Genomic DNA, 22,835 nt, shown 5'->3' with positions numbered 1-22,835 from the left:
TCACAACGACCAAGGAGTGACTCATGCAGCGGCACCAGGCCATCGTTAATCAACTGACCATGCTAAACCCTGCCGGGCTCTATGACCCCTCCGCTAACGGCTATTCACATGTAGTAATGACACCCGGGCCGGGCTGTTTAGTGTTTATTTCAGGACAGGGGGGCGAAGATGCCAACGGTGTTCTCGCGGCTGAATTTGAGGTTCAGCTGCGGCAATCACTGGCTAATCTTGTTACCGCACTGGCGGCGGCTGAAGCAGGGTTGCAAGACATCGCACGGCTGACCATTCTGGTTGTGGACCACAACGAGCAACGCCTGGCGCTGATCAGCCAAACCATCAATGAGGCCTGGGCAGGCCGGCCGACACCCGCCTGTACCCTGATACCGGTGCCCCGCCTGGCGCTGGACGGCATGCTTATCGAAATCGATGCCATCGCAAGTCTTGCCGCGCGAGGGGCGACGCCGACATGACGCAGCTGCGCAGCGAAACCATCAGGGCGAGCGCCGCCGATCGCTACCTATCCACCGGGATACTATTAATGATGGCCGCAGCCACTGGGCTGTGTGCCGGCGCAAACTACTTCAACCAGCCACTGCTGAACTCCATTGCCTTGGCGCTCGGTGTCAGCGAGGGGGTGGCCGCGCTGACCGTAACCCTATCGCAAGTGGCCTACGCCTTCGGCCTGCTGTTTTTAGTGCCTCTGGGCGACAAGCTGGAACAGCGCGGCCTTGCCGTCGGCCTTATGCTAATCGCCGCCCTGGGCCTGCTCATCAGTGGCTACGCGCAGAACTTCAGCATGCTGCTGGTCGGCACTCTGATCACCGGCTTCTTCTCGGTCGCCGCCCAGATTCTGGTGCCCATGGCCGCAAACCTGTCCGACCCGGCGCGCAGTGGCCGAGCAGTCGGGCTGGTCATGAGCGGGCTGCTGGCCGGCATTCTGCTGGCGCGCACAGCTGCAGGCCTGCTCTCGGAGGTGGATGGCTGGAGCACCGTATATCGCCTTACCGCCGTGCTTATGTTGCTGCTGTCCGGTGCGCTCTGGATAGTATTGCCGCGCGCTCGTAACGCTCATCCGGCCAGCTATGCGGACACCCTGCGCTCGCTGCTGCAGTTGCTCGTCGCCCACCCCCGACTGCGCAGCCGGGCGGCGCTCGGCGGCCTGGTATTTGGCTCGGTCAGCGTGCTGTTTTCGACCATGGCACTGCTGCTGTCGGGGCCGGGTTACGGCTTTAGCGACAGCCAGATCGGCCTGCTCGGTCTGCTCGGTATTGCCGGTGTGATAACCGCCAATCTGGCAGGTCGTCTGACCGATAGAGGCCGGGGCCAGATCGTCACTTCCGGCGCACTGGGTCTGCTGCTGCTCGGCTGGCTTGGGCTTTATCTGGGTGGCAGCAACCTGTACGGGTTCCTGCTGGCATTGCTGCTAATGGATGTAGCCCTGCCGGCGGTACACATCAGCAATCAGAGCGTCATCTACAAACTGGCTCCGCAGGCTCGGGCCCGGGTCAACGCGGTGTACATGACCGCTTATTTCACCGGTGCCGCCAGCGGTTCGGCGTTGGGCGCACTGGCCTGGAGTCATGGCGGCTGGGGCGCTACCTGCGCAGTAGGTGCAGTGCTCGGAATGCTGGCGTGGCTGGTACTGCTGCATGACCAGCACCTAGTGCGGCACCAGCCCGCCAACTGAATGCCTGGCTGCCTAACAGGCCGTTGAAAAACTACCTGCGTTGGCAATACTGCGTTAGAAACGGCCTCGGAATGCTCATTTACAGCACGTAAACTCCGCTTCCTCGGCCGTTTTTGCCTTGTCTTGCCTGCCTCGCCTACGTTTTTCAACGGCCTGCTAAAGGGAACAGCGGCCATTATCAAGGTCACGCGGCACCAGCAACCTCGCGGGGAAAAGACAGCGAGCCGAATCGCCAGTGCTATCGGCTCACGCAATGAGCCGCCAAGCCGGCTAATCGGCTCACCGCAAAGCACTTCCTATAACCGCACCCTTCTGGATCTGACCGCAGCTGCGCTGGCAAAACCAGCACATCAGCCGCTAATGGCAGTTAGCAAATAGTCGCTGAACCCTTGAGCCGGCCAAGGCAATTGGCCATTATCCGGGTCAGTGTCCGGTATTGGGAATTCAGACACGCCTGCGCGCTCGGCTCACGGGCACCCCTCAAGCGGCTTTGCTCAAGGAAGAATGCATGGACTACAGCATCATCCTCGGACCCTTCATCGGCACCCTGACCTGGCTGATTCCCGCCATGCTGCTGCTCGGCCTGCTCAAGTCGCCCTGGGCCAAGGGTCATATTGGCGAACTCCTGGTGCGCGTGTTTACCCACTGGCAACTGGATAAGCAGACCTACCGCCGCCTGCACAACGTCACCCTCAACACGCCGGACGGCACCACCCAGATCGACCACGTATTCCTTTCGCCCCATGGCATCTTCGTGCTGGAAACGAAGAACATGAGCGGCTGGATCTTCGGCAGCGAGAAGCAGGCGCAGTGGACGCAGAAGCTCTACAAGCGCACCTTCAAGTTCCAGAACCCGCTACGGCAGAACTACAAGCACCTCAAAGCCCTGGAAGCCACCCTTGGCGTAAACCCGGAGCATCTGCACTCGGTCATTACCTTTGTTGGCGGCAGCACCTTTAAAACAGGTAGGTCAGTAGTTTTGGCGGGGGGAATGTATCCGAAGTGTAGGACAATGCAAAATCCTTGAGTCGCAGGGAATACTGGACATAATGGACTATCTCCTATTACGCAACTATAAATTATAGCCACTAATCACAAGACAATAATTACTTGACAAAAGAGAATGCAATGCACGCCAGGATATATAAATGCTTCATCGCCTCCCCCGGAGACACAGAGATAGAACGCAACATATGCGATGAAGTATTTAACAAAATAAATACAACTATAGGTCAGAAATTAAATTTCCGTATAGAATCCAAAAAATGGGAGACGGACTCCCGCCCAAGTTTTGGCAGCGACGGTCAAGAAGTTATAAATTCACAATTACTGAAAGAATACGATATTTTCATAGGAATAATGTGGGCACGCTTTGGAGCAGAAACGCCTAGAGCAGGATCAGGAACAGAAGAAGAATTTAACCAAGCATTCGAAAAATATAAAGCGTCAGATAATGTTGAAATAATGATGTATTTCAACACATGTGACGCGCCGATCAAAAAAATCGACCCAGAACAACTAATAAAAGTTAATCGATTTAAAGAAAAAATATCTTCGCTTGGCGGACTATACAAGGAATACAACGGCACAAATGATTTCAAGGAAATTCTATACAGGAATTTGCATGATCACTTTCAAGAGCAGTCAGCTTCACATAATCTCGCACAAGCTTCAAGCTCAAAGATCCAGAACACAGAAAACCCTACTCTAATAGCAACCGTAACAAATATATTAGAACACAGACTTAATGAATCACTTAAAATATTTTCAAACCAACCCGCAATCTGGGTCGAGCCCTTTTTAAGCAAAATAGAATCTATAAGTGAAAAATCAACCGAGAATTACAACTCACGGGTGAAAATAGAGACTCTATTATCTTCACCACAGTCCTTAATTATAAAGTCACCCCCACAGTTCGGCCTCAGCAGCCTTGCAAACCACCTAGCCCTAGAGGCTTGGAAAATTGGAAAGACCTGGATAAAACTTGACGCAAAAACAACAAAAAGGGACGACATTACGAAATCTGTTCTAAAGGAACTTAACGCCCTAGGGATATTAACCAAAGAAATTGACTGCATAATTCTCGACTCATGGAAAAATACTGAGGCAGGAGCAAAAAAACTGTTACGGAATCTATGCCACGAGTACAACGATATTCCAATCATCGTCATGCAGACAACTGAAGAATCCCCCTTCCAAAAAGAAGAAAGTAGCGAGAATATAAACAGAGACTTTGGCAGCCTTTATTTATTAGCGTTACCCAGGAGTCAAGTCAGAAAAGTCGTGTATGGTTACAACGATGCAAAATACATTGGAGATGAAAACAAGCTATTAGAGAAAATACTTCGCGAGCTTGACGCTCTAAACATTCACCGGACTCCGCTAAACTGCATCACGCTATTGAAAGTATCAGAATCAAACCTAGATGACAGCCCTGTCAATAGAACCAAAATGATAGAACTCATACTTTTCGCCCTATTCAACTTAGACGAACTCCCAACTTACAAAGCAAAACCTGACTTAAAGGACTGCGAATACGCACTTGGTCGTTTTTGCGAAACACTCATAAAATCACGCAGACAAACTTTTTCCAGAGAAGAGTTTCTTGACAATATCACATCCTTCTGCAAAGAAAAACTTCTCCACTTAGAAGTCTCAGTTGTTTTCGACACCCTATTCAACAATAACATCATCACAAAAATAGGTCATGAATTCTGCTTTCGGGCAACGTACTGGATATACTATTTCGCAGCCAGACGCATGTATGCAAGTAAAGAATTCAGGGACTACATCATAGAAAAAGAAAGCTACGCCTCTTTCCCTGAAATAATTGAATTCTACACAGGCATCGACCGGGATCGTGGAGAACTATTAGAAAAACTAACAAGCGACTTATCATCTGCATGCGATACAGTAGATCAAAAAACCGGCCTCCCCGCAGAACTAAACCCATTAGCGTCTATTGAATGGAGTCCTTCAGCGGAGTCTATAGCTAGTGCAAAAGAATCGATCAATGAAAACATTACAAACTCAAATCTTCCAGACGCCTTGAAAGATGACCACGCCGACAAAAATTATAACCAGCTAAAACCTTACGACCAAAGAATCCAATACATCCTTGAAGAGTACTCCCTAAGCATCCTTATACAAAAGATAAAAGCCAGCTCCCGAGCATTAAGAAACAGCGATTACGTAGATCCAGACACAAAAAGAAAGTTATTAAAACAGATCACCCGCGGGTGGAAACAGGTCTCCCTGATAATATTTACACTAACACCCCTATTAGCATCTCAAGGAAAAGCTGCATTTGAAGGCCAGGGGTTCGTTTTAGAAAAAGGCTTTGGCGATACAACAGAAGAAAAACTAAAAAGAATATTCCTAGCAAACCCTTACAATATTGTAAGACTCTTCTCAGGCGACCTTTATTCAAACAAGATCGCCCCACTACTTTACGACTGCATAGATTCAGAAAAAGACCAGCTAATAAAGCACAATTTGATGCTAATGATCATCAATGAAAGACCTACTAACTGGAAAACCAACATAGAAAACTATATATCATCCATCCCAAAAAACTCATTCTACTTATACAACGTAGTTGAAACGCTTATCAACAGGTATCGATACGACTTTGCATCAACCACCGAACTAAATGAAATCAAACACCTATTAAAATCAGGATATGCAAAACACGAATTTGGTAAAAAACCTAGCCTTGTAGAAATAGGAAAAATATCCAACAGCGTGATACCAAAAAGAGAATTTTCTGAAGAATAAAAACGTTAGGAAAATGGCGTATAGAGGGGAGCAAAGAGGGAGCAAGGGGTCTGTAGAAAAAAGGGGGACTAGAAAAAATAGAAAAAAGGGGACTAGAAAAAAGGGGACAGATTTATTTCCCCTGAGGCTGCTGTCGGCCGAAGTAAAAAGGGAACGCTTTTACTTCTGACGGCTCTCAGCCCCACGCCCGAAAGCCCACCGCTCCCCCAAATCAACCCCGCGAGATTAGCGCAGGACCGATCAGTCCCAAAAAGGGACTGATAGAGCAAGCAATACGCAGCCATCCAGCTCAGTTGCTCGCCACTCTCGGTACCCCAGCTAAAGAGCACGCCTGTCCCGGTATCAACCTGTGTTTGATACTGCGCGCACGGAAACCAGAAGGACTGATAAACCCGCAGGATCAAGTCTTCGGGATAGCCCCACTCCACCTGCAGCCACCCCACCCGCCAAATTATTCGAGGCAGCTCTCGCCCTGTTCATGGTCGCGGCTTACCAGGCGGTCGCGGCCCTGTTGTTTGCCGCGGTACAGGCGGCGGTCGGCGCAGCGGTAGAGTTGGTCGGCGCTGCGGCCGTCGATAGGCCATTCGGCGAGGCCGAAGGTGGCGGACAGGGGGATGTTCTGCCCGGCGTATTGCAGGGGGCCGGTATTGATCTGCTGGCGCAGGGCTTCGACCAGGGGCTCGGCCCCGCGGCGTTCGGTATTGCGCAGCAGCAGGCCGAACTCTTCGCCGCCCAGGCGGCCGAGGCTGTCGGTCACCCGCAGGCGCTTGCCCAGGCTGTTGCAGATCTGCCGCAGGGCCTGGTCGCCGGCATCGTGTCCCCAGCGGTCATTCACCGCCTTGAAGTGGTCGACATCCATGATCACCAGCACCAGCCGGCTCTGACTGCGCTCGGCTTCGCGGATGCTCTGTTCCAGGGCTTGCTGAAAACTGCCGCGGTTGGCCACGCCGGTCAGCGCATCGGTACGCGCCATGCGTTGCAGTTGCCGGTGCGCGGCGGCGCGACGGGTTTCGTAGAGGTGCATAAAGACCATGATCAACAGCCCGCAGAACAGTGCGTTGCCCAGATCGATCAAGCCGCTGCTATCGAGCACCACCTGGTACTTGTACAGGTACAGCAGCGTGGCCAGCACCACGAAGGGCAGGGTCAGCAGGCCGCCCCGCACGCGCCCGAGCAGCAGGTAGGCCAGCACGGGGATGATGTAGACCCAGACGAACGCCGTCTGCGAGGCCTGCGGCATGACCATGATGTACAGCAGAAAACTGAAGGTCGGCAGCAGGTAGAAGTAGATCCAGGGCAACAGATTGCGCACGCCGACAATCCGCCACGCGCCCCAGAACAGCAGCAGGGTCAGGGTCAGTTCGAGGCCGGCAAACAGGTAGTTGCCGCCGAGAAACTGCAGCACGCTGAACAGCCCGAGGGTGATACCGGTGGTGGCGAACACCATGCGCATCAGCGAGTGCTGGCCGATATCCTGCAAAGCGGCCGGACCACGGTCGTCAGACGGCTGATTTCGGGCAGAGGGCTTGAAAAACATGGCTATCCCGCTGGCAAATGGCCGCTAGATACGGCACAGCCCGACTCTAACCAGTTTTGCCGGATGGACCCAGGCTTACGGACTGATGGCGTAAGGCCAGCCTACGAACGGTCGATTTCGCCGGACTAACGGCACCTGCAGCGGCGCAGAGCGCGGCTTGCCGCTGGCCCGCGCACCTGAGCATAATCGGGGCCCTTGCTGTAACGGAACCCCAGGGCCATGGCCATTTCCCGCGACGACCTCGATCAGCACGGCCTGATCGTCGGCGTCTCCCCCGAACGCTTTCGCGCCGTGGCCATGCCCCTGCTGTTCGACCACCTCAACGCCCAGTGCGAGGGCACCATCGCGGTCAACCGCCAGGCGCGCATCGTCTGGATCAACGACAAGTACGCCGAAAAGGTCGGTATCGACGACCCGCGCAGCGTGCTCGGCAAGCAGATCGAAGAGGTGCTGCCGGCGAGCAAGCTGCGCGAGGTGGTGGAGAGCGGCCAGCCGAGCATGCTCGACCTGATGGCCTTCGGCAGCGAGCACTTCGTGGTCACCCGCATTCCCCTGCGCGATGAGGACGGCACCCTGGTCGGTGCGCTGGGCTTTGTCCTGTTCGACCGGGCGCGCCACCTCAAGCCCTTGATGGCCAAGTTCAACCTGCTGCAAAGCCAGCTGCTCGCCACCCAGCACGAGCTGGCCAAGGCCCGTCGTGCGCGCTACACCATCGCCGGTTTTATCGGCGCAAGCAGTGCGGCCAGCGAGGTCAAGCGCCAGGCCCGCCGCGCCGCGCAACTGGACGCCACGGTGCTGCTGCGCGGCGAGACCGGCACCGGCAAGGAGCTGCTGGCCCAGGGCATCCATAACCTGTCGCCGCGGGCCAACGGGCCTTTTGTCGCGGTCAATGTCGCGGCCATCCCGGAAACCCTGGTCGAGGCCGAGCTGTTCGGCACCGCCCCCGGGGCCTTTACCGGCGCGGATCGCAAGGCGCGCATCGGCAAGTTCGAGGTGGCCAACGGCGGCACCCTGTTCCTCGACGAGATCGGCGACCTGCCATTGCCGCTGCAGGCCAAGCTGCTGCGCGTGCTGCAGGAGCAGGAGGTCGAGCCGCTCGGCTCCAACCAGGTCAAGCCACTGAATGTGCGGGTGATCGCGGCGACCCATATCGACCTGGAAGCCAAGGTCGCCGCCGGCCAGTTCCGCGACGACCTCTATTACCGCCTCAATGTCCTGGCCCTGCGCGTGCCGCCGCTGCGCGAGCGCCGCGAGGATATTGCGGCGCTGGTCGAACACCTGCTCGACGACATCGCCAACCGCTCCACCCAGGCCCCGCTGGAAGTGACCGACGCCGCCCTCGCCCTGCTCAGCGCCCAACCCTGGCGCGGCAACGTGCGCGAGTTGCGCAACCTGCTGGAACGCGCTCAGCTGGCCGGCGACGGGCGACTGGATGGCGACGCCCTGCGAGCGCTGCTGGTCGACCCGGTGACGCCACCCGCGCACAGCCCCGCAGAGTTGCCAGCCACCCACGCGCAGCCCCTGGCCGAGCAGTTGGCGCAGGCCGAGCGCCAGGCCCTGGTCGAGGCGCTGCAGGCCACGGCCGGCAACCGCCAACAGGCCGCCGAACGCCTGGGCATTTCCCGCGCCGGCCTGTACGCCAAGCTGGCGCTGCATGGCCTGGGCAAGCACGACTGAGCCAGGCACACCGCCACCCAAAGCAAACGCGACCTTAGGCAGGAGCGGCCTTGGCCGCGATGCTTTTTGAGCCCGCAACAGATCGCGGGCAAGGACTAGGCGTCCCCCCGCTCCTACACCAACAGAAGTCCAGATTTCTGGAATCCAACACGCACCATCATCCAATTTTCTGGACAAATTCCAGAATTCAAGACACGCCATCCGCCCCCTGCAACCCTGCCGCGCCGCCTGGAAATCGCTGCGGGCCTTGAGCCACGGGCTTCTCGGCCATTGCGAGCAAAGTCGTAGAGCGGCCTGGCACAGCTTTCGCTCTAGTCAGCTCAACGCTTGGTCTCGGCTGCCTGGTTTAACGAGCAAGCTATCGGCGTCGCCACAGAGCGATGGCTAAAACAACAACAAAAGGAACCGCCCCCATGGGTACCCTCGGTATTCTGCTTTCCCTGGCTTTGTTGATGTACCTCGCCTACCGCGGCATCAACGTGCTGATCCTCGCTCCGTTGCTGGCCCTGCTGGCGCTGTTGTTTGCCGGCGATATCGCCATGCTGCTGCCCACCTACACCCAGGTGTTTATGAAGGCCATGGGCGGCTACGTGATCCAGTTCTTCCCGCTGTTCCTGCTCGGCGCGCTGTTCGGCAAGCTGATGGACGACTCCGGCTCGGCCCGTGCCATCGCCCACGGCATCGTCGCCAAGGTCGGCAGCGAGCGGGCGATCCTGGCCATCGTGCTGGCGTGCGGCATCCTCACCTACGGCGGCGTGTCGCTGTTCGTGGTGGCCTTCGCGGTGTACCCGATTGGCGCGGCACTGTTCCGCGAGGCGGGTATTCCCAAGCGCCTGATTCCCGGTGCCATCGCCCTCGGCTCGTTCACCTTCACCATGACCGCCCTGCCCGGCACCCCGGCCATCCAGAACGCCATCCCCAACCCCTTCTTCGGCACCGACGCCTTCGCCGCGCCGGGCCTGGGGCTGATCGCCGGGCTGATCATGTTCGGCCTCGGCACCTGGTGGCTCACCGCCCAGGCGCGCAAGCTGCAAGCCGCCGGCGAAGGCTACGGCAGCCACAGCGACGAGCCGGTGGCCGCGGACAACCGCGCGATTCCCGGGTTCTGGCTGGCGCTGCTGCCGATCCTGCTGGTGATCGCCCTGAACTTCCTGATGGCCAAGCAGGTGCTGCCCAGCCTCGACGCCAGCTACCTGGCCAAGCCGGAGTTCGGTGGCCTGCAGGACGCCAAGTCGCTGATCGGTATCTGGTCGATCATCGTCGCCCTGAGCGCGGCCATCCTGCTGCTGGTCGCCCTGCACTGGCAGCGCTGGCTGGACCTGAGAAAAAGCATCAACGACGGGGCCTTCGGCTCCATGCTGCCGATCCTCAACACCGCCGCCGAAGTGGGCTACGGCACGGTGATCGCCTCCCTGGCCGGCTTCGTGGTGATCCGCGACCTGGTGCTCGGGGTGTCCAGCAACCCGCTGATCTCCGAGGCGGTGGCGGTGAATATCCTCGCCGGCATCACCGGCTCGGCCTCGGGCGGCATGTCGATCGCGCTGAAGACCCTCGGCGAGCAGTACCTGACCCTGGCCACCAGCGCCGGTATCAGCCCCGAGCTGCTGCACCGGGTCGCCGCCATGGCCTCCGGCTGCATGGACACCCTGCCGCACAACGGCGCGGTGATCTCGCTGCTGGCGATCTGCAAGCTGACCCACCGCGAGTCGTACAAGTTTATCTTCGTCAACACCGTGGCCTTCCCCATGGTGGCCCTGGCGGTGGTGATTACCCTGGGCACGCTGTTTGGCAGTTTCTGACAGGACACTGCAAAGCTACTGCGCTCGACCATGCTGCGTTGCGCGCAGGCTCGGCAAGCCGCTTGCGGCTAACGTGCTTTAGCTCGACCCGAAGGGCGAGTGAAACGAGTACTGCTCATGTACATCAGTACACTCCGCATCCTTGCCTGAGCGCGCCTTGCCTGGCCATCGCTCGCGACGCTTTGCTGCGCCCTGTACTCAATGTTGTTTAATCGCTTTCGAGTACCCCGCCATGAGCAAGATCATGTCCGCCGCCACCGCCGTGGCGCGCATCGCCGATAACGCCAACCTGGCCACCGGCGGCTTCGTCGGCATCGGTTTCGCCGAGGAAATCGCCATCGCCCTGGAGCAGCGATTTCTCACCGAACAGTCGCCGCGTGACCTGACTCTTGTGTATGCCGCCGGCCAGGGCGACGGCAAGGGTCGCGGCCTCAACCACCTGGCCCACGAGGGCCTGGTGCGCCGGGTGATCGGCGGCCACTGGGGCCTGGTGCCGGGGCTGCAGAAGCTGGCGGTGGACAACCGTATCGAGGCCTACAACCTGCCCCAGGGGGTGATTTCCCAGCTGTTTCGCGATATCGCCGCGGGCAAGCCGGGGCAGCTGTCGCGGGTCGGCCTGGGCACCTTCGTCGACCCGCGCCATGGCGGCGGCAGGCTCAACGCACGGACCACCACCGAGCTGGTGCGGCTGATGCCGATCGACGGCGAGGACTATCTGTTCTACCCCGCCGTGCCGATCCATGTCGGTATCGTCCGCGCCACCAGCAGCGATGCCGACGGCAACCTGAGTTTCGAGCGCGAGGCGCTGACCATCGAGAGCCTGGCCATCGCCATGGCCGCGCACAACAGTGGCGGCCTGGTGATCGCCCAGGTCGAGCGTCTGGTCGAGCGCGGCTCGCTCAATCCGCGCGAGGTGAAGATCCCCGGGATCCTGGTCGACTGCGTGGTGGTGGCCGAGCCGCAGAACCATCAGCAGACCTTCGCCACCGCCTATAACCCGGCCTTCGCCGGTGAGACCCGGGTGCCGGCGGACAGCCTGAAAGCCATGCCCCTGGATGTACGCAAGCTGATCGCCCGCCGTGCGGCGCTGGAGCTGCGCGCCGGCGCGGTGGTCAATCTGGGCATCGGCATGCCCGAAGGCGTGGCGGCGGTGGCCGCCGAGGAAGGGGTGATCGAGCGCCTGACCCTGACCGCCGAGCCCGGCGTGATCGGCGGCATCCCCGCCTCGGGCCTGGACTTCGGCGCGGCGAGCAACCACAGCGCGCTGCTCGACCAGCCCTATCAGTTCGACTTCTACGACGGCGGCGGCCTGGATATCGCCTTTCTCGGCCTGGCTCAGGCCGACGCGGCGGGCAACCTCAACGTGTCCAGATTCGGCTCGCGCCTGGCCGGTGCCGGCGGCTTTATCAATATCAGCCAGAACGCCAAGCAGGTGGTGTTCCTCGGCACCTTCAGCGCCGGCCCGCAGGATATCCGTATCGAGGACGGTCAGTTGCGCATCGTCAAGGACGGCGCGCTGCGCAAGTTTGTCGCCGCGGTGGAGCAGCGCACCTTCGCCGGCCACCAGGCCGCCGAGCGCGGCCAACCGGTGCTCTATATCACCGAACGCTGCGTGTTCCGCCTGAGCCTGGATGGTCTGGAGCTGATCGAAGTGGCTCCCGGCGTGGACATCGAGCGCGACATCCTCGCGCGCATGGACTTTATGCCCCTCGTGCGCCGGCCCAGGTTGATGGATGCGCGGCTGTTTCTGCCAGAGCCCATCGGCCTGAGCGAGCAACTGAATGCTGACTAGACGTAGGGTGGACCACGCTTGACCGGTCCACCATGGGCAGTCGCGCGGCCCCAATGGCGGAAATAAACAGCGATTTCCACCCTACGTATTTCCCGCTCAGCGCTCGCCAAATTTGTGCCGCGCGGCATACAGGCACACCAGCTCCATCGCCACCGCGGCACCGGCCAGGGCGGTGACTTCGGCGTGGTCATAGGGCGGCGAAACTTCCACCACGTCCATGCCCACCAGGTTGATGCCACGCAGGCCGCGGAGAATTTCCAGCGCCTGGTGGGTGGAGAGACCGCCGCAGACCGGGGTGCCGGTGCCGGGTGCGAAGGCCGGGTCGAGACAATCGATATCGAAGGTCAGGTACACCGGGTTATCGCCGACCCGCGCGCGGATCAGCTCGGCGATCTGCTCCGGGCTGCTGCGATGCACCTGACGCGCGTCCAGCACCTGGAAGCCCATGACGTCATCGTTGGTGGTGCGCAGGCCGATTTGCACCGAACGCGCCGGATCGACCAGGCCCTGCTTGGCCGCGTAATAGAACATGGTGCCGTGGTTGATGCCCTGCTCCGCCTCATCGCTATCCGGCCAGGTATCGCTGTGGGCATCGAAATGCACCAGCGACAGCGCGCCATATTTCTGCGCATGGGCCTTGAGTAACGGGTAGCTGATGAAGTGATCGCCACCCAGGGTGAGCATGCCGCAGCCGGCCTGGACGATATGCGCGGCATGCGCCTCGATCACCGCAGGGGTGTTCTGCGGCTGGCTGTGGTCGAAGTTGCAGTCGCCGTAGTCGATCACCGCCAGATGGTCGAAGGGGTCGAACTCCCAGGGGTAATGCCGCTCCCAGGCGCTGGTGATGGAGGCCGCGCGAATCGCCCGTGGGCCGAAGCGGGTGCCGGGGCGGTTGGTGGTGGCGGTGTCGAAGGGCACGCCGCTGACCACCAGGTCGACACCGGCCAGGTCGCGACTGTAACGCCGACGCATAAAGCTGGTGACGCCGGCGTAGGTCGGCTCCGAATAGGTGCCGTAGAGGCTGTCGCGGGTGATGGCCAGGTCGTTGCCGTTAAATGCTTCCATGGTCGTGTCCTCAATACTGGCTGCGGAAGGTGGTCCAGATGCGGGTACGCTGGCGCTGTTGGCGCAGCGGCAGCAGCCGCTCGCTAAACAGCCGCGCACGCACCTCGGCGGGCGGGTAGATATCCGGGTCGCGGGCAATGGCCGCGTCGACCAGCTCGCCGGCGGCGCGGTTGGCATTGGCGAAGAACACGCTGTTGGTCAGCTCGGCGATGGCCTCGGGCCGCAGCATATGGTCGATAAAGGCATGGGCGGCCTCGGGGTGCGGCGCGTCGACGGGAATGGCCAGGGTGTCGAACCAGATCAGCGTGCCTTCCACGGGAATGCGGTAGTTGACCTCGAACGGCTGGCCAGCCTCGCGGGCGTTGTCGGCGGCCATCAGGGCGTCGCCGTTGTAGGTCAGGGCCAGGCAGATCTCGCCCTTGGCCAGGTCGTCGATATGCCGGCCGCTGCCGACATAGCGCAGGTTGGGCTGCAGCCCGGCGAGCAACTGCGCCGCCGCCGCCAGGTCGTCGGGCTCGCTGCTGTAGGGGTCCTTGCCCAGGTAATGCAGGGCGATGCTGATCACCTCCTGCGGCGAGTCGATCACGGCGATGCCGCAGTCCTTGAGCTGGCTGGCGTATTCGGGCTTGAACAGCAGGTCCAGGCTGTCAGTCGGTACGCCTGGCAGGCGTTGCTCGACGGCTTGCCGGTTGTAACCCAGGCCGACGGTGCCCCAGGTGTAAGGCAGCCCGTATTGGTTGCCAGGATCGCTGCTGGCCAGTTTCGCCAGCAGTTCGCCATCCAGGTTGCCCAGGTTGGCGAGCTGACTGCGGTCGATCGGCTGCAGCGCCCCGGCCTGGATGGCGCGGGCCAGGCCGCTGGAGGCCGGAAAGACGACGTCATAGCCGCTGCCGCCGGTAAGCAGCTTGCTGTCCAGGGCCTCGGCGCTGTCGAAGATGTCGTATTTGACCCGGATGCCGGTCTCTTCCTTGAAGCGCTTGAGCGCCTGCTCGGGGATATAGGACGACCAGCTGTAGAGGTTCAGGACCTTGTCCTCGGCCTGCGCGGCGAATACGCAACACAGCAGAAACAGCGAAACGAGCGAGCGCATGGCGAACGACCTCATCGGTTTTTTAGTAGGCCAGGGCATCCTGCGCCGCCGTTTGCTTCGAATAAATATGAAGTAAGGCACGCTGGCATTGTTATCTATCGATGTTTAAGCGGGTGAGCCCGCGCACCGCGCCAGCGCCCGGCTAGTCTTGCTAGGGCACTCTGGGGAGCGGCCAAATGAGCGAGCTGCATATCGACGAAAGCTTCTGGCTCGATGCCGAGCAGGACAAAGATCACGCCGACGGACTCTGCGCCGCCCTGCATCGGCGCGCACAAAGCGGTGCGTCGATGCGCGGCTTTCAGCTCAAGCGCGCGCAGCTCGCCGGCATCGACCTGGTCAACCACGGCCACCGTAACGGCTATGACCTGCGCGACAGCGACCTGTACCGCGCCGACCTGCAGAACGCTCACCTGTTCGCCCTCGACCTGCGCGGCAGCTCGCTGATGAAAGCCGACCTGCGCGGGGCCAACCTGCATTGCTGCGACCTGCGCGACTGCAACCTGCTGGGCACGCAACTGGACGGCGCACGCCTGGACAACGTGATCTGGGATCGGCGGCTACGCCAGGAACGCCAGGCTCACGCCTATCTGCGCCGCGGCGACCATGCCGCCGCCCGGCGCTGCTTCGAGGAAGCCGAGGAAACCTACCGCAACCTGCGCCTGCACCTGGAAAAAGCCGGGCTGTTCGAACAGGCCGGCCTGTTCTTCCACCGCGAGATGGTCACGCGCCGCCAGCAACTGCCGCGCTACTGCGGCAGACGCTTATTGTCCTGGCTGGTCGACCTGTTCAGCGGCTACGGTGAAAAACCGCTCAACGTCGTGCTGTTCTCCATCGGGCTGATCGTTTTCTGCGGCCTGCTGTACTTTCTGGTCGGCGTGCAACATGCCGGACAACCCCTGGGGCTGGCACTGCAGCGCGGCTGGCTGGCCAACCTGGACGACTTCGCCGACTGCCTCTACTTCAGCGTGGTGACCTTCACCACCCTCGGCTACGGCGACATCACCCCCCACGGCCTGGCACGACCGATTGCCGCGTTCGAGGCCTTTACCGGCAGCTTCACCATGGCGCTGTTCGTGGTGGTGTTCGTGAAGAAGATGACCCGCTAGCCTTGCAGCGGCACCCAGATTTCCACCTTGCCGGTTCCCGCCATGGGATCGAAGTCGCCGCTGTAGCGCTCGAACTCAGGCGCATCGGCCCCCTGCAGCCCGGCGCTGGGCAGCCAACGCTGGAAGATGGCGTTAAAGGTCTGGTGAATGCTGGAGATATGTCCGCTATGCAGAAACACCGCGTAGCGATGGGCGGCCAGGCGCTGCTGGGTGAAACCCGCTGGCAGGTCGTCCGTACGATTCACCAGCACCCCGGCGATATATTCGAAACTGCCGTCGTCCTGCGGGTTGCAGCACACACCGAAGGTTTCATAACCCTGCTGCCCCGGCACGCGGCCGATATAGGGCACGAAACGCTGCCACAGCGCGGCGATGCCCTGGGACGTCTCGACCGTGAAACGCTCGCCGAGCCCGGCGATCAGCAGTTCTTCGCTGTCGACGAAACGTGGTTCTGAGAGTGCAAAAGTATTGCTAGCTTGCATGCGCAGGGCCTCCCGCAATTCGATTCCATTCAGATGTCCGTTCGCGCGCAACGCCTCGGGGGTTATCCCGAAATGCTCGCGAAACGCACGGGTAAATGCCTCATGAGAGCCATAACCGACCGCCAGGGCGACCTCGAGAATATCCGGTGCCCCCTGCGCCAGCCGATGCGCCGCGCGGCTCAAACGGCGCGCCTTGACGTAGCGCATCACCGACCACCCCGTGGCACCGGCGAATACCCGTGACAGGCTGAAGCGCGACAGGCCGCAGACACTGGCGAGCCGCTGCAGGTCGAGCGCTTGATCGAGTTCCGTTTCGATCAGCCAAAGGGCTTTGCTGACGGGGTCCATTTCCGCTCCTCAGAAGACATGGCGGCAGTATCGGCAGCCGCTGCGCCCTGCGCTTGATCGTTCTTGCGCGGCCAACCCGACGGCGTTGAGCGCAGACGGCAATGCTGCCACGGCACAGCGCCAAATGCGCTCGGGCTCAGCCCGGCTTGCATTGGAGAAAAATCAAGTGATCTACTCTCGCATCGATAACCTGCAATGTTTGGAGCCCGTATGCTCAGCCAGTTGCGCGACCTCGACCTGCAGTTGCTGCGCCTGTTCGTCACCGTGGTGGAATGCGGCGGTTTCAGCGCCGCCCAGGGCGAGCTGGGCATCGGTCAGTCCACCATCAGCACGCAGATGGCCAAGCTGGAGACGCGCCTGGGCTTTCGCCTGTGCGAGCGCGGCAAGGCCGGCTTTCGCCTGACGCCCAATGGCGAACAGGTGCTGGCCGCCACCCGCCGCCTGTTCGCGGCCATCGACACCTTCAAGGACGAGGCCCGGGGCGTGGCCGACAAACTTCTCGGCGAGCTGCGCATCGGCCTCTCCGAAGGCCTGGCGACTGAGGTGCTGGAGCGGGTGGCCGAGGCTATTGGCCGCTTTCGCGGACGCAACCAGGCGGTGCAGATCGAGTTGCTCACCGCCATGCCCGCCGAGCTGGAGCGCCGCCTGCTGCAGGACCAGCTGCACCTGGCCATCGGCTATTTCTCCGGCAACCAGGCGGCGCTGGAGTGTCGCCCGCTGTTCCGCGAGCGCCAGGTGCTGCATTGCGCCCAGGGCCATCCGCTGTTCGAGGGAGGCGAGCCGAGCCTGCAGGACCTGCAACGGGCCGACCGGGTGCACCACCCCTACCGCCTGGTCCAGACCCGCGAACCCTTGCAGAGCGCCAGCAGTTCGGCGCAGACCGAGCAAGTCGACGGCGCCCTGGCCTTTATCCTCTCCGGCCGCCATATCGGCTACCTGCCCGAGCATATCGCTGCGCCCTGGCTGGCCCGCGGCCGTTTGCGCGCGCTGCAGGCCGAGGCGCTGGGCTTCGAGGTGCAGTTCCACCTGGCCCGGCACCGCGGCCAGCACCCGGGCGATGCCCAGCAGGCCCTGAGCGAGGATCTGCTGGCGGCCTTCGCCACCTGAGCAGCACCCGCGGCGCTGCCGCAGCGGTCATGGCGGTCTATAGTTCTCAGTCTCTTCGCTCACCCCGCAAGGAGTTGTCATGAACAAGACCTACAACATCGCCGTGCTGGTCGGCAGCCTGCGCAAGGCCTCGATCAACCGCAAACTGGCCCAGGCCCTGATCGAACTCGCCCCACCCTCCCTGCAGCTGAAAATCGTCGAGATCGGCGAACTGCCGCTGTACAACGAGGACATCGACCAGGACAACCCGCCCGCCGCCTATGACGACTTCCGCAGCCAGCTGCAGGCGGCCGATGCCCTGCTGTTTGTCACCCCGGAGTACAACCGCTCGGTGCCGGCACCGATGAAGAACGCCATCGACGTCGGCTCGCGGCCCTATGGCAAGAGCGCCTTCAGCGGCAAGCCCGGGGCCGTGCTGAGCGCCTCGCCGGGGGCCATCGGCGGTTTCGCGGCCAACCACCACCTGCGCCAGTCCATGGTCTTCCTCGACGTCCATATGATGCAGCAGCCGGAAGCCTACCTCGGCGGTGCCGGCAGCTTCTTCGAGGAGGACGGCCGGCTCGGTGACGGCATCAAGCCGTTCCTGCAGAAATTTATCGACGCCTATGCCGCCTGGGTGGCGCGGCATCTATAGCCGACCGTGGACTACTGCGCCGGCGGCTGACGCAACTGCCCGGCCAAGCGGTCGATAGCGGCGATGGTCTGGACGATCTCGGCGTGGATATCCGGCGTGCCCAGGCAGGATCGGCCAGGGCTCGCACGGTACTCGCGGCTTTCCGCCTCCAGCTGCAGGCGTGGATCGAACAGCCCTTGGGTCAGGGGTTGGAAGAGGGTCACAGGAGGCTCCTTGCCGGTTACGCGCCGGCGTGACGATTGAGGTCAGGAGGCAGTAGCAAGGGGCACGAGGCCGCGACAGCGTTTCTTATGGCGAGCGGGTCCAGGCGGTGGAATCCTGGTGCGCACGGCGCACCTTAGGGGTGGCCGACGCGCTTAACAGTCCGCCGATTGCCGCGACGGGTCAAGCCACCGGCCGCCGGACGGTCAGCCCTGGTTCAACAGCGGCGGCATCGGGCAGTCGAGGATATCGGCCACCGCGCGCATCAACTCGGCCTCCGCGGCAGTGATCCGGCCGTCGTGCTCGATCCCCCGGGCCATGGCCTTGAGCAGTTGCGGCTTCTGCAGTGGCCACAGCTGACTGAGGCGGCCGAGGGCGGCTTCCAGCGCTCTCAGGTCGCTGCGCTCGGCCGCCAGCAACGGCAGCGGCGCGAACGGCAGCCCGCCACAGGCGTGGGCGAAGGCCGCAGCCGCCGCCGCTGCATCGACCTCGCCGGCACGGGCCAGACACGACAGCAACACCGCAATCTCATCGGCCAGCTCGGCCAGGTGGTAGCGGCCCACCTGGGTGCGCCCGGCCTCGACATTGCGCTCGATAATCCGCAGCAGGCTCCACTCCAGCAGCGCGACCTTGCCATCGGCGCGGATCAGCAGCGCCAGATTGCCCTTGAACGCGGCGAACGCCGCCGTGCCCAGTTGCTTGAGTGCCGGCATGGCCAGGTCCAGCAGAGGCAGGCGCATGCCCGGCTGCAGGCGTTGCAACGGCTCACGCAGGGCCTGCAGCGCCGCCTCGACTTCTGCGGCGATGCGCGGCTGCAACAGCTGCAGCTGGCGTTCGCAGGCGCTGCTGTCGCGGTCCAGCAGCAGGCCGTAGACCAGCGCCTGGGCCGAGCTGCAACTGTGCGCGGCCTGGATCAGCAAGGGATCGAGACGCTGCAGCACGCCCCGGGCCTGGCTCAGGTGGGGGCCTTGCGGATCGCCGATGGCAGCGATTGCCTGCACCGCCGCAGCCGGCGCGAACGCTGCGCCCGCCGGGCTCAGCCCCTGCAAGGCCTCATTCCAGCCCTGGGCGACCGCTACCTGGGCCGGGGTGGCCGTGGAGCCCGCCAGGCTGAGCGCATCAACCTGCGGATAGTGGCCATCCCAGCCCGGGCTGACACGGCGAATCCGCTCGTCCAGGGGCGGATGGGTGGCCAGCAGCCCCTCCAGCGCCTGGCTGACGCCGGCGGCGAAGTACATATGGCTGAATTCGGCGGCATGTCCGGCCCGCAGCTGCGAGCCATACAGATTGCCGCCGATTTTCTTCAGTGCCCCGGCGATGCCGTCCGGGTTGCGGGTGAACTGCACCGCCGAGGCATCGGCGAGAAACTCGCGCTGACGGCTGACCGCGGCCTTGATCAGGTTGCCGAAGAAGGTCCCGGCATAGCCCAGCAGCCACAGGCTCGCGCCGACGGCGAGGACCACCGCCACCGAGTTGTCGCGGCTCGACCTGCGCCGCGAGCGCCCACTGCTGCGCAGCAGGAAGCCGCCGATCAGGCCGAGCAGGAGGATGCCGTGCAGCACGGCCACCAGGCGCGTATTGAGGCGCATATCGCCGTGGAACACATGGCTGAATTCGTGGGCGATCACCCCCTGCAGCTCCTCGCGCGACAGCAGGCTGATGGCCCCGCGGGTAATCCCGATCACCGCATCCTGGGGCGTCAGCCCGGCGGCGAAGGCATTGATCCCGGCATCGTCGAGCACATACACCGGCGGCACCGGGGTGCCCGAGGCGATGGCCATTTCCTCGACCACATTGAGCAGGCGACGCTCCTCGAAGTTCTGCGGGGCCAGGTTGATCAGCCGCCCGCCCAGGCGCTCGGCGATGGCCTGGCCGCCACGGTTCAGCTGCAGGCTCTTGTACAGACTGCCAAGCAGCACCACGGCGATCACCGCCACCGCCACCATGGCCACCAGCGGACCGCTGGGCAGCAGGCTAGCCGAGCCATCGAGCAGGCTGGCGCTGTGGTTCTGCCCGAACAGCTGCCAGATCGCCCCCAGCACCAGGCTGGTCAGGGCAATCAGGCTGACCACCGCCAGCACCATCAGGAGCAGCAGACGGCCGCTGATGCGCCGGGCGCGATCCTGTTGTTCGAAGAAATTCATTGTGCGATCCGTTGACTGAGGAGCACTGCCGCGCGCTCGGCGGAAGCGCTAGAACGCCACCTTGGGCGCGTCCTGAAGCGCCGCGCTATCGGCGAACTCCAGCAGGCTGGCGTCCTGGGCGTGACCGAAGGTGGCCGCCAGCAGCACCGGGGGAAACGCCTGCTTGTAGGTGTTGTAGGCCATCACCGCATCGTTGAAGGCCTGGCGGGCGAAGGCCACCTTGTTCTCGGTGCTGCTCAGCTCTTCGCTGAGCTGCTGCATATTGGCCGAGGCCTTGAGCTCCGGGTAGGCCTCCAGGGTCACATTGAGGCGACCCAGGGCGCTGTTCAGCAAACCTTCCGCGCCCCCCAGCTGCGCCATGCGCTGGGCATTGCCGGGCTGCGCCGCGGCGGCCTTGAGACCGCTGACCGCGTTGTTGCGTGCGGCAATCACCGCTTCCAGGGTGTCGCGCTCGTGGGCCATATAGCCTTTGGCGGTTTCCACCAGGTTGGGGATCAGGTCATGGCGGCGCTTGAGCTGCACCTCGATCTGTGCGAAGCCGTTCTGGAAGCGGTTACGCAGCGCCACCAGCTGGTTGTAGACGCCGATCACATAAAAGATCAGGGCCACCACAACGGCCAGGACAATCAGGGCGGAGACGGACATGGGGGAAATCCTTATCGGCATGTGGGAGATAGACCGATGGTAGCGGAAAACCCGCGGCGCGAATGTCCAGTAGCGCAAACGGCCGCCAGAGCGGGCTGCGCCGGAGCGCCGCGGCAGCCGGCCAACCCGGCGGACAGCCAGGATGCAGGCGCGATCTGAGCCATAGCGACTTATCCAGCAAGCTGATGGGGCGAAAAAAGTCTTGGCAAAGTAGACCGACCGGTCTATATATTCCCCCATGAAAAAGACCTCGACCCGCGACAAACTGATCGCCGCCATGGCCGACGCCCTGCAACGCAAGGGCCTGCACGGCGTTGGCCTGAATGAACTGCTGGCGCAGGCCGGCGCGCCCAAAGGCAGCCTCTACCACCACTTCCCCGGCGGCAAGAGCGAGCTGGCGGTGGCGGCCATCGAACATATCAGCCAGCGCATCGACGGCCTGTTCGCCCAGCTCTTTAGCCAACAGGCCGATCCGCTCAAGGCGCTGCATCACTGGTTGCAAGGGGCACTGCAGCAACTGGAAAACAGCCAGTTCGAACGCGGCTGCCCACTGGCCACCATCGCCCTGGAAAGCGGCCCCGAGGATGTGGAAATCCGCGCCGCCCTGCAGCGCAGCTTCGCCACCGTGCGCCAGGCCTTGAGCCAGCAGTTGCATCAATACGGTTACCCCAGCGAGCAGGCCGACAACCTCGCCGCGCTGTTCGTTGCTCTGTATGAAGGCGGGCTGCTGCAGGCCCGCGTCGCCGGTAGCAGCGAGCCCCTCAAGCGCGCCGCCGACGCCCTGTTCAATCTGACCCGCAGCCAGCACCCGCAAGGAGCCAGCGCATGAACACTCCCAACATTCTCAGCGAGACCCTGGAACTGCCGGCACTGGACGGTTACCCGCTGACCGCCACCCTCTACCACGCCCCCGAGCCCATGGCCCAGCTGCTGATCGCCGGGGCCACCGGTGTGCCCCAGGGCTTCTACCGACGCTTCGCCGAGTATGCCGCGCAGCGCGGCTACAGCACCCTGACCCTGGACTACCGCGGCGTCGGCCAATCGAAGCCGGCCAGCCTGCGCGGCTTCGACATGGACTACCTGGACTGGGCCCACCTCGACCTGGCCGCCGCCGTCGATCAGCACAGCCACCCCCAGCGCCCGCTCTATATGGTCGGCCACTCCTTCGGCGGGCATGCCTTCGGCCTGCTGCCCAACCACGCGCGAGTACAGGGTTTCTATACCTTCGGCACCGGTGCCGGCTGGCATGGCTGGATGCCCAGGGCCGAGCAGATCAGGGTGCTGGCCATGTGGCGGCTGATCGGCCCGCTGATGACCCGTGTTCAGGGCTATCTGGGCTGGAGTCGTCTGGGCATGGGCGAGGACCTGCCCCTGGGCGTGTACCGGCAGTGGAAACGCTGGTGCCGCTACCCGCGCTACTTCTTCGAAGACCCGCAGATGCCCGGCTTGAGCGAGCGCTTCGCCCGGGTCGGCACCCCGATCGTCGCGGCCAACGCCCTCGACGACCTGTGGGCCCCGCCCGCCTCACGCGATGCCTTTATGGCCGCCTACCGCGGCGCGCCCTACCAGGCCCGGACCATCGACTCCCACGCCAGCGGCCTGGGTGCCATCGGTCATATGGGGTACTTCCGCCCGGCCGCGCAGCAGTTGTGGGATGAAACCCTGGACTGGTTCGCCCAGTTACCCAGCCAGCCACGCACGGCCTGAACAGCCCCTGCGGCCTGGCCGGAAACGGCCGGGACGC

General features: G+C 62.2%; 18 protein-coding genes and 1 pseudogene. 12 read left to right on the top strand and 7 right to left on the bottom strand.

Features of this window, described 5'->3' with window-relative positions; all coding sequences use genetic code 11:
- The first annotated feature begins 23 nt into the window (after window positions 1-23).
- The 4 genes and pseudogenes from AACY13_RS16320 (at window position 24) to AACY13_RS16305 (ending at window position 5,464) form a co-directional block, all read left to right on the top strand.
- Window positions 24-470, top strand: a complete 447-nt coding sequence (locus AACY13_RS16320; protein ID WP_339462632.1) for a RidA family protein — start codon at window positions 24-26, stop codon at window positions 468-470.
- Window positions 467-1,687: an MFS transporter gene (locus tag AACY13_RS16315; RefSeq protein ID WP_339462631.1), complete on the top strand. Its 1,221-nt coding sequence runs from the start codon at window positions 467-469 to the stop codon at window positions 1,685-1,687. The genes AACY13_RS16320 and AACY13_RS16315 overlap by 4 nt, the downstream gene beginning before the upstream one ends.
- A gap of 508 nt (window positions 1,688-2,195) precedes the next feature.
- Window positions 2,196-2,651 (top strand): annotated as a pseudogene (locus AACY13_RS16310) (nuclease-related domain-containing protein); the annotation flags it as partial.
- 164 nt (window positions 2,652-2,815) lie between these two features.
- Window positions 2,816-5,464, top strand: a complete 2,649-nt coding sequence (locus AACY13_RS16305; protein WP_339462630.1) for an STAND family AAA ATPase — start codon at window positions 2,816-2,818, stop codon at window positions 5,462-5,464.
- Window positions 5,465-5,915: 451 nt separating this feature from the next.
- On the opposite strand, the gene AACY13_RS16300 is transcribed toward AACY13_RS16305, so the two are convergent.
- Window positions 5,916-7,001, bottom strand: coding sequence for a GGDEF domain-containing protein (locus AACY13_RS16300; RefSeq protein ID WP_339462629.1), 1,086 nt, complete (start codon window positions 6,999-7,001; stop codon window positions 5,916-5,918).
- Between the two features lie 219 nt (window positions 7,002-7,220).
- On the opposite strand from AACY13_RS16300, the gene AACY13_RS16295 reads away from it, so the two are divergent.
- The 3 genes from AACY13_RS16295 to AACY13_RS16285 all read left to right on the top strand — a co-directional run bounded on the left by AACY13_RS16295 (window position 7,221) and on the right by AACY13_RS16285 (window position 12,269).
- A complete protein-coding gene (locus AACY13_RS16295; RefSeq protein WP_339462628.1) occupies window positions 7,221-8,678 on the top strand; it encodes a sigma-54 interaction domain-containing protein in 1,458 nt (485 codons plus the stop codon).
- A gap of 413 nt (window positions 8,679-9,091) precedes the next feature.
- A complete protein-coding gene (locus tag AACY13_RS16290) occupies window positions 9,092-10,477 on the top strand; it encodes a GntP family permease (RefSeq protein ID WP_339462627.1) in 1,386 nt (461 codons plus the stop codon).
- Window positions 10,478-10,709: 232 nt separating this feature from the next.
- On the top strand, window positions 10,710-12,269 hold the full coding sequence (locus AACY13_RS16285) for an acyl CoA:acetate/3-ketoacid CoA transferase (RefSeq protein ID WP_339462626.1): 1,560 nt from the start codon (window positions 10,710-10,712) through the stop codon (window positions 12,267-12,269).
- Window positions 12,270-12,365: 96 nt separating this feature from the next.
- Here AACY13_RS16285 and speB read toward each other — a convergent pair whose 3' ends face one another.
- Both speB and AACY13_RS16275 read right to left on the bottom strand, forming a co-directional pair.
- Window positions 12,366-13,334 carry an agmatinase gene (gene speB / locus AACY13_RS16280; protein ID WP_339462625.1) on the bottom strand — a complete coding sequence of 323 codons (969 nt, stop codon included), beginning with the start codon at window positions 13,332-13,334 and terminating at the stop codon, window positions 12,366-12,368.
- A 10-nt stretch (window positions 13,335-13,344) separates the two neighbouring features.
- Window positions 13,345-14,424, bottom strand: a complete 1,080-nt coding sequence (locus AACY13_RS16275) for a polyamine ABC transporter substrate-binding protein (protein WP_339462624.1) — start codon at window positions 14,422-14,424, stop codon at window positions 13,345-13,347.
- Between the two features lie 176 nt (window positions 14,425-14,600).
- Between AACY13_RS16275 and AACY13_RS16270 the strand changes: the two genes are divergently transcribed.
- Window positions 14,601-15,530, top strand: coding sequence for an ion channel (locus tag AACY13_RS16270; protein WP_339462623.1), 930 nt, complete (start codon window positions 14,601-14,603; stop codon window positions 15,528-15,530).
- On the opposite strand, the gene AACY13_RS16265 is transcribed toward AACY13_RS16270, so the two are convergent.
- The gene (locus AACY13_RS16265; RefSeq protein ID WP_339462622.1) at window positions 15,527-16,360 is read right to left on the bottom strand and encodes an AraC family transcriptional regulator; all 834 of its coding nucleotides are present in this window, start codon (window positions 16,358-16,360) and stop codon (window positions 15,527-15,529) included. The genes AACY13_RS16270 and AACY13_RS16265 overlap by 4 nt on opposite strands.
- A 210-nt stretch (window positions 16,361-16,570) precedes the next feature.
- On the opposite strand from AACY13_RS16265, the gene AACY13_RS16260 reads away from it, so the two are divergent.
- A complete protein-coding gene (locus AACY13_RS16260; RefSeq protein WP_339462621.1) occupies window positions 16,571-17,467 on the top strand; it encodes a LysR family transcriptional regulator in 897 nt (298 codons plus the stop codon).
- 79 nt (window positions 17,468-17,546) lie between these two features.
- Window positions 17,547-18,101, top strand: a complete 555-nt coding sequence (locus tag AACY13_RS16255) for an NADPH-dependent FMN reductase (protein WP_339462620.1) — start codon at window positions 17,547-17,549, stop codon at window positions 18,099-18,101.
- An 11-nt stretch (window positions 18,102-18,112) separates the two neighbouring features.
- On the opposite strand, the gene AACY13_RS16250 is transcribed toward AACY13_RS16255, so the two are convergent.
- The 3 genes from AACY13_RS16250 to AACY13_RS16240 form a co-directional block, all read right to left on the bottom strand.
- Window positions 18,113-18,304, bottom strand: a complete 192-nt coding sequence (locus AACY13_RS16250) for a hypothetical protein (protein WP_339462619.1) — start codon at window positions 18,302-18,304, stop codon at window positions 18,113-18,115.
- Between the two features lie 204 nt (window positions 18,305-18,508).
- A complete protein-coding gene (locus tag AACY13_RS16245; protein WP_339462618.1) occupies window positions 18,509-20,446 on the bottom strand; it encodes a M48 family metallopeptidase in 1,938 nt (645 codons plus the stop codon).
- A 48-nt stretch (window positions 20,447-20,494) separates the two neighbouring features.
- The gene (locus AACY13_RS16240) at window positions 20,495-21,091 is read right to left on the bottom strand and encodes a LemA family protein (protein WP_339462617.1); all 597 of its coding nucleotides are present in this window, start codon (window positions 21,089-21,091) and stop codon (window positions 20,495-20,497) included.
- 238 nt (window positions 21,092-21,329) lie between these two features.
- On the opposite strand from AACY13_RS16240, the gene AACY13_RS16235 reads away from it, so the two are divergent.
- Window positions 21,330-21,920 (top strand): TetR/AcrR family transcriptional regulator, encoded by a 591-nt coding sequence (locus AACY13_RS16235; RefSeq protein ID WP_339462616.1) that lies wholly within the window; start codon window positions 21,330-21,332, stop codon window positions 21,918-21,920.
- Window positions 21,917-22,798 (top strand): alpha/beta hydrolase family protein, encoded by an 882-nt coding sequence (locus AACY13_RS16230; protein ID WP_339462615.1) that lies wholly within the window; start codon window positions 21,917-21,919, stop codon window positions 22,796-22,798. Before AACY13_RS16235 ends, AACY13_RS16230 begins: the two co-directional genes overlap by 4 nt.
- Window positions 22,799-22,835 lie beyond the last annotated feature (37 nt).

The organism is Pseudomonas sp. EA_105y_Pfl2_R69 (assembly GCF_963970915.1).
Classification (GTDB): Bacteria; Pseudomonadota; Gammaproteobacteria; order Pseudomonadales; family Pseudomonadaceae; genus Aquipseudomonas.
Note: the sequence above shows the minus strand (reverse complement) of the source record. Positions and strands in the feature narration are given on the sequence as shown.

Bases quoted from the DNA above. Each gene is read 5' to 3' on its own strand.
- AACY13_RS16245 (WP_339462618.1), bottom strand. From the start codon at position 20,446: ATGAATTTCTTCGAACAACAGGATCGCGCCCGGCGCATCAGCGGCCGT.
- AACY13_RS16255 (WP_339462620.1), top strand. From the start codon at position 17,547: ATGAACAAGACCTACAACATCGCCGTGCTGGTCGGCAGCCTGCGCAAG.
- AACY13_RS16235 (WP_339462616.1), top strand. From the start codon at position 21,330: ATGAAAAAGACCTCGACCCGCGACAAACTGATCGCCGCCATGGCCGAC.
- AACY13_RS16300 (WP_339462629.1), bottom strand. From the start codon at position 7,001: ATGTTTTTCAAGCCCTCTGCCCGAAATCAGCCGTCTGACGACCGTGGT.
- AACY13_RS16230 (WP_339462615.1), top strand. From the start codon at position 21,917: ATGAACACTCCCAACATTCTCAGCGAGACCCTGGAACTGCCGGCACTG.
- AACY13_RS16290 (WP_339462627.1), top strand. From the start codon at position 9,092: ATGGGTACCCTCGGTATTCTGCTTTCCCTGGCTTTGTTGATGTACCTC.
- AACY13_RS16275 (WP_339462624.1), bottom strand. From the start codon at position 14,424: ATGCGCTCGCTCGTTTCGCTGTTTCTGCTGTGTTGCGTATTCGCCGCG.
- AACY13_RS16265 (WP_339462622.1), bottom strand. From the start codon at position 16,360: ATGGACCCCGTCAGCAAAGCCCTTTGGCTGATCGAAACGGAACTCGAT.
- AACY13_RS16270 (WP_339462623.1), top strand. From the start codon at position 14,601: ATGAGCGAGCTGCATATCGACGAAAGCTTCTGGCTCGATGCCGAGCAG.
- AACY13_RS16320 (WP_339462632.1), top strand. From the start codon at position 24: ATGCAGCGGCACCAGGCCATCGTTAATCAACTGACCATGCTAAACCCT.
- AACY13_RS16260 (WP_339462621.1), top strand. From the start codon at position 16,571: ATGCTCAGCCAGTTGCGCGACCTCGACCTGCAGTTGCTGCGCCTGTTC.
- AACY13_RS16295 (WP_339462628.1), top strand. From the start codon at position 7,221: ATGGCCATTTCCCGCGACGACCTCGATCAGCACGGCCTGATCGTCGGC.
- AACY13_RS16285 (WP_339462626.1), top strand. From the start codon at position 10,710: ATGAGCAAGATCATGTCCGCCGCCACCGCCGTGGCGCGCATCGCCGAT.
- speB (WP_339462625.1), bottom strand. From the start codon at position 13,334: ATGGAAGCATTTAACGGCAACGACCTGGCCATCACCCGCGACAGCCTC.
- AACY13_RS16315 (WP_339462631.1), top strand. From the start codon at position 467: ATGACGCAGCTGCGCAGCGAAACCATCAGGGCGAGCGCCGCCGATCGC.
- AACY13_RS16305 (WP_339462630.1), top strand. From the start codon at position 2,816: ATGCACGCCAGGATATATAAATGCTTCATCGCCTCCCCCGGAGACACA.
- AACY13_RS16240 (WP_339462617.1), bottom strand. From the start codon at position 21,091: ATGTCCGTCTCCGCCCTGATTGTCCTGGCCGTTGTGGTGGCCCTGATC.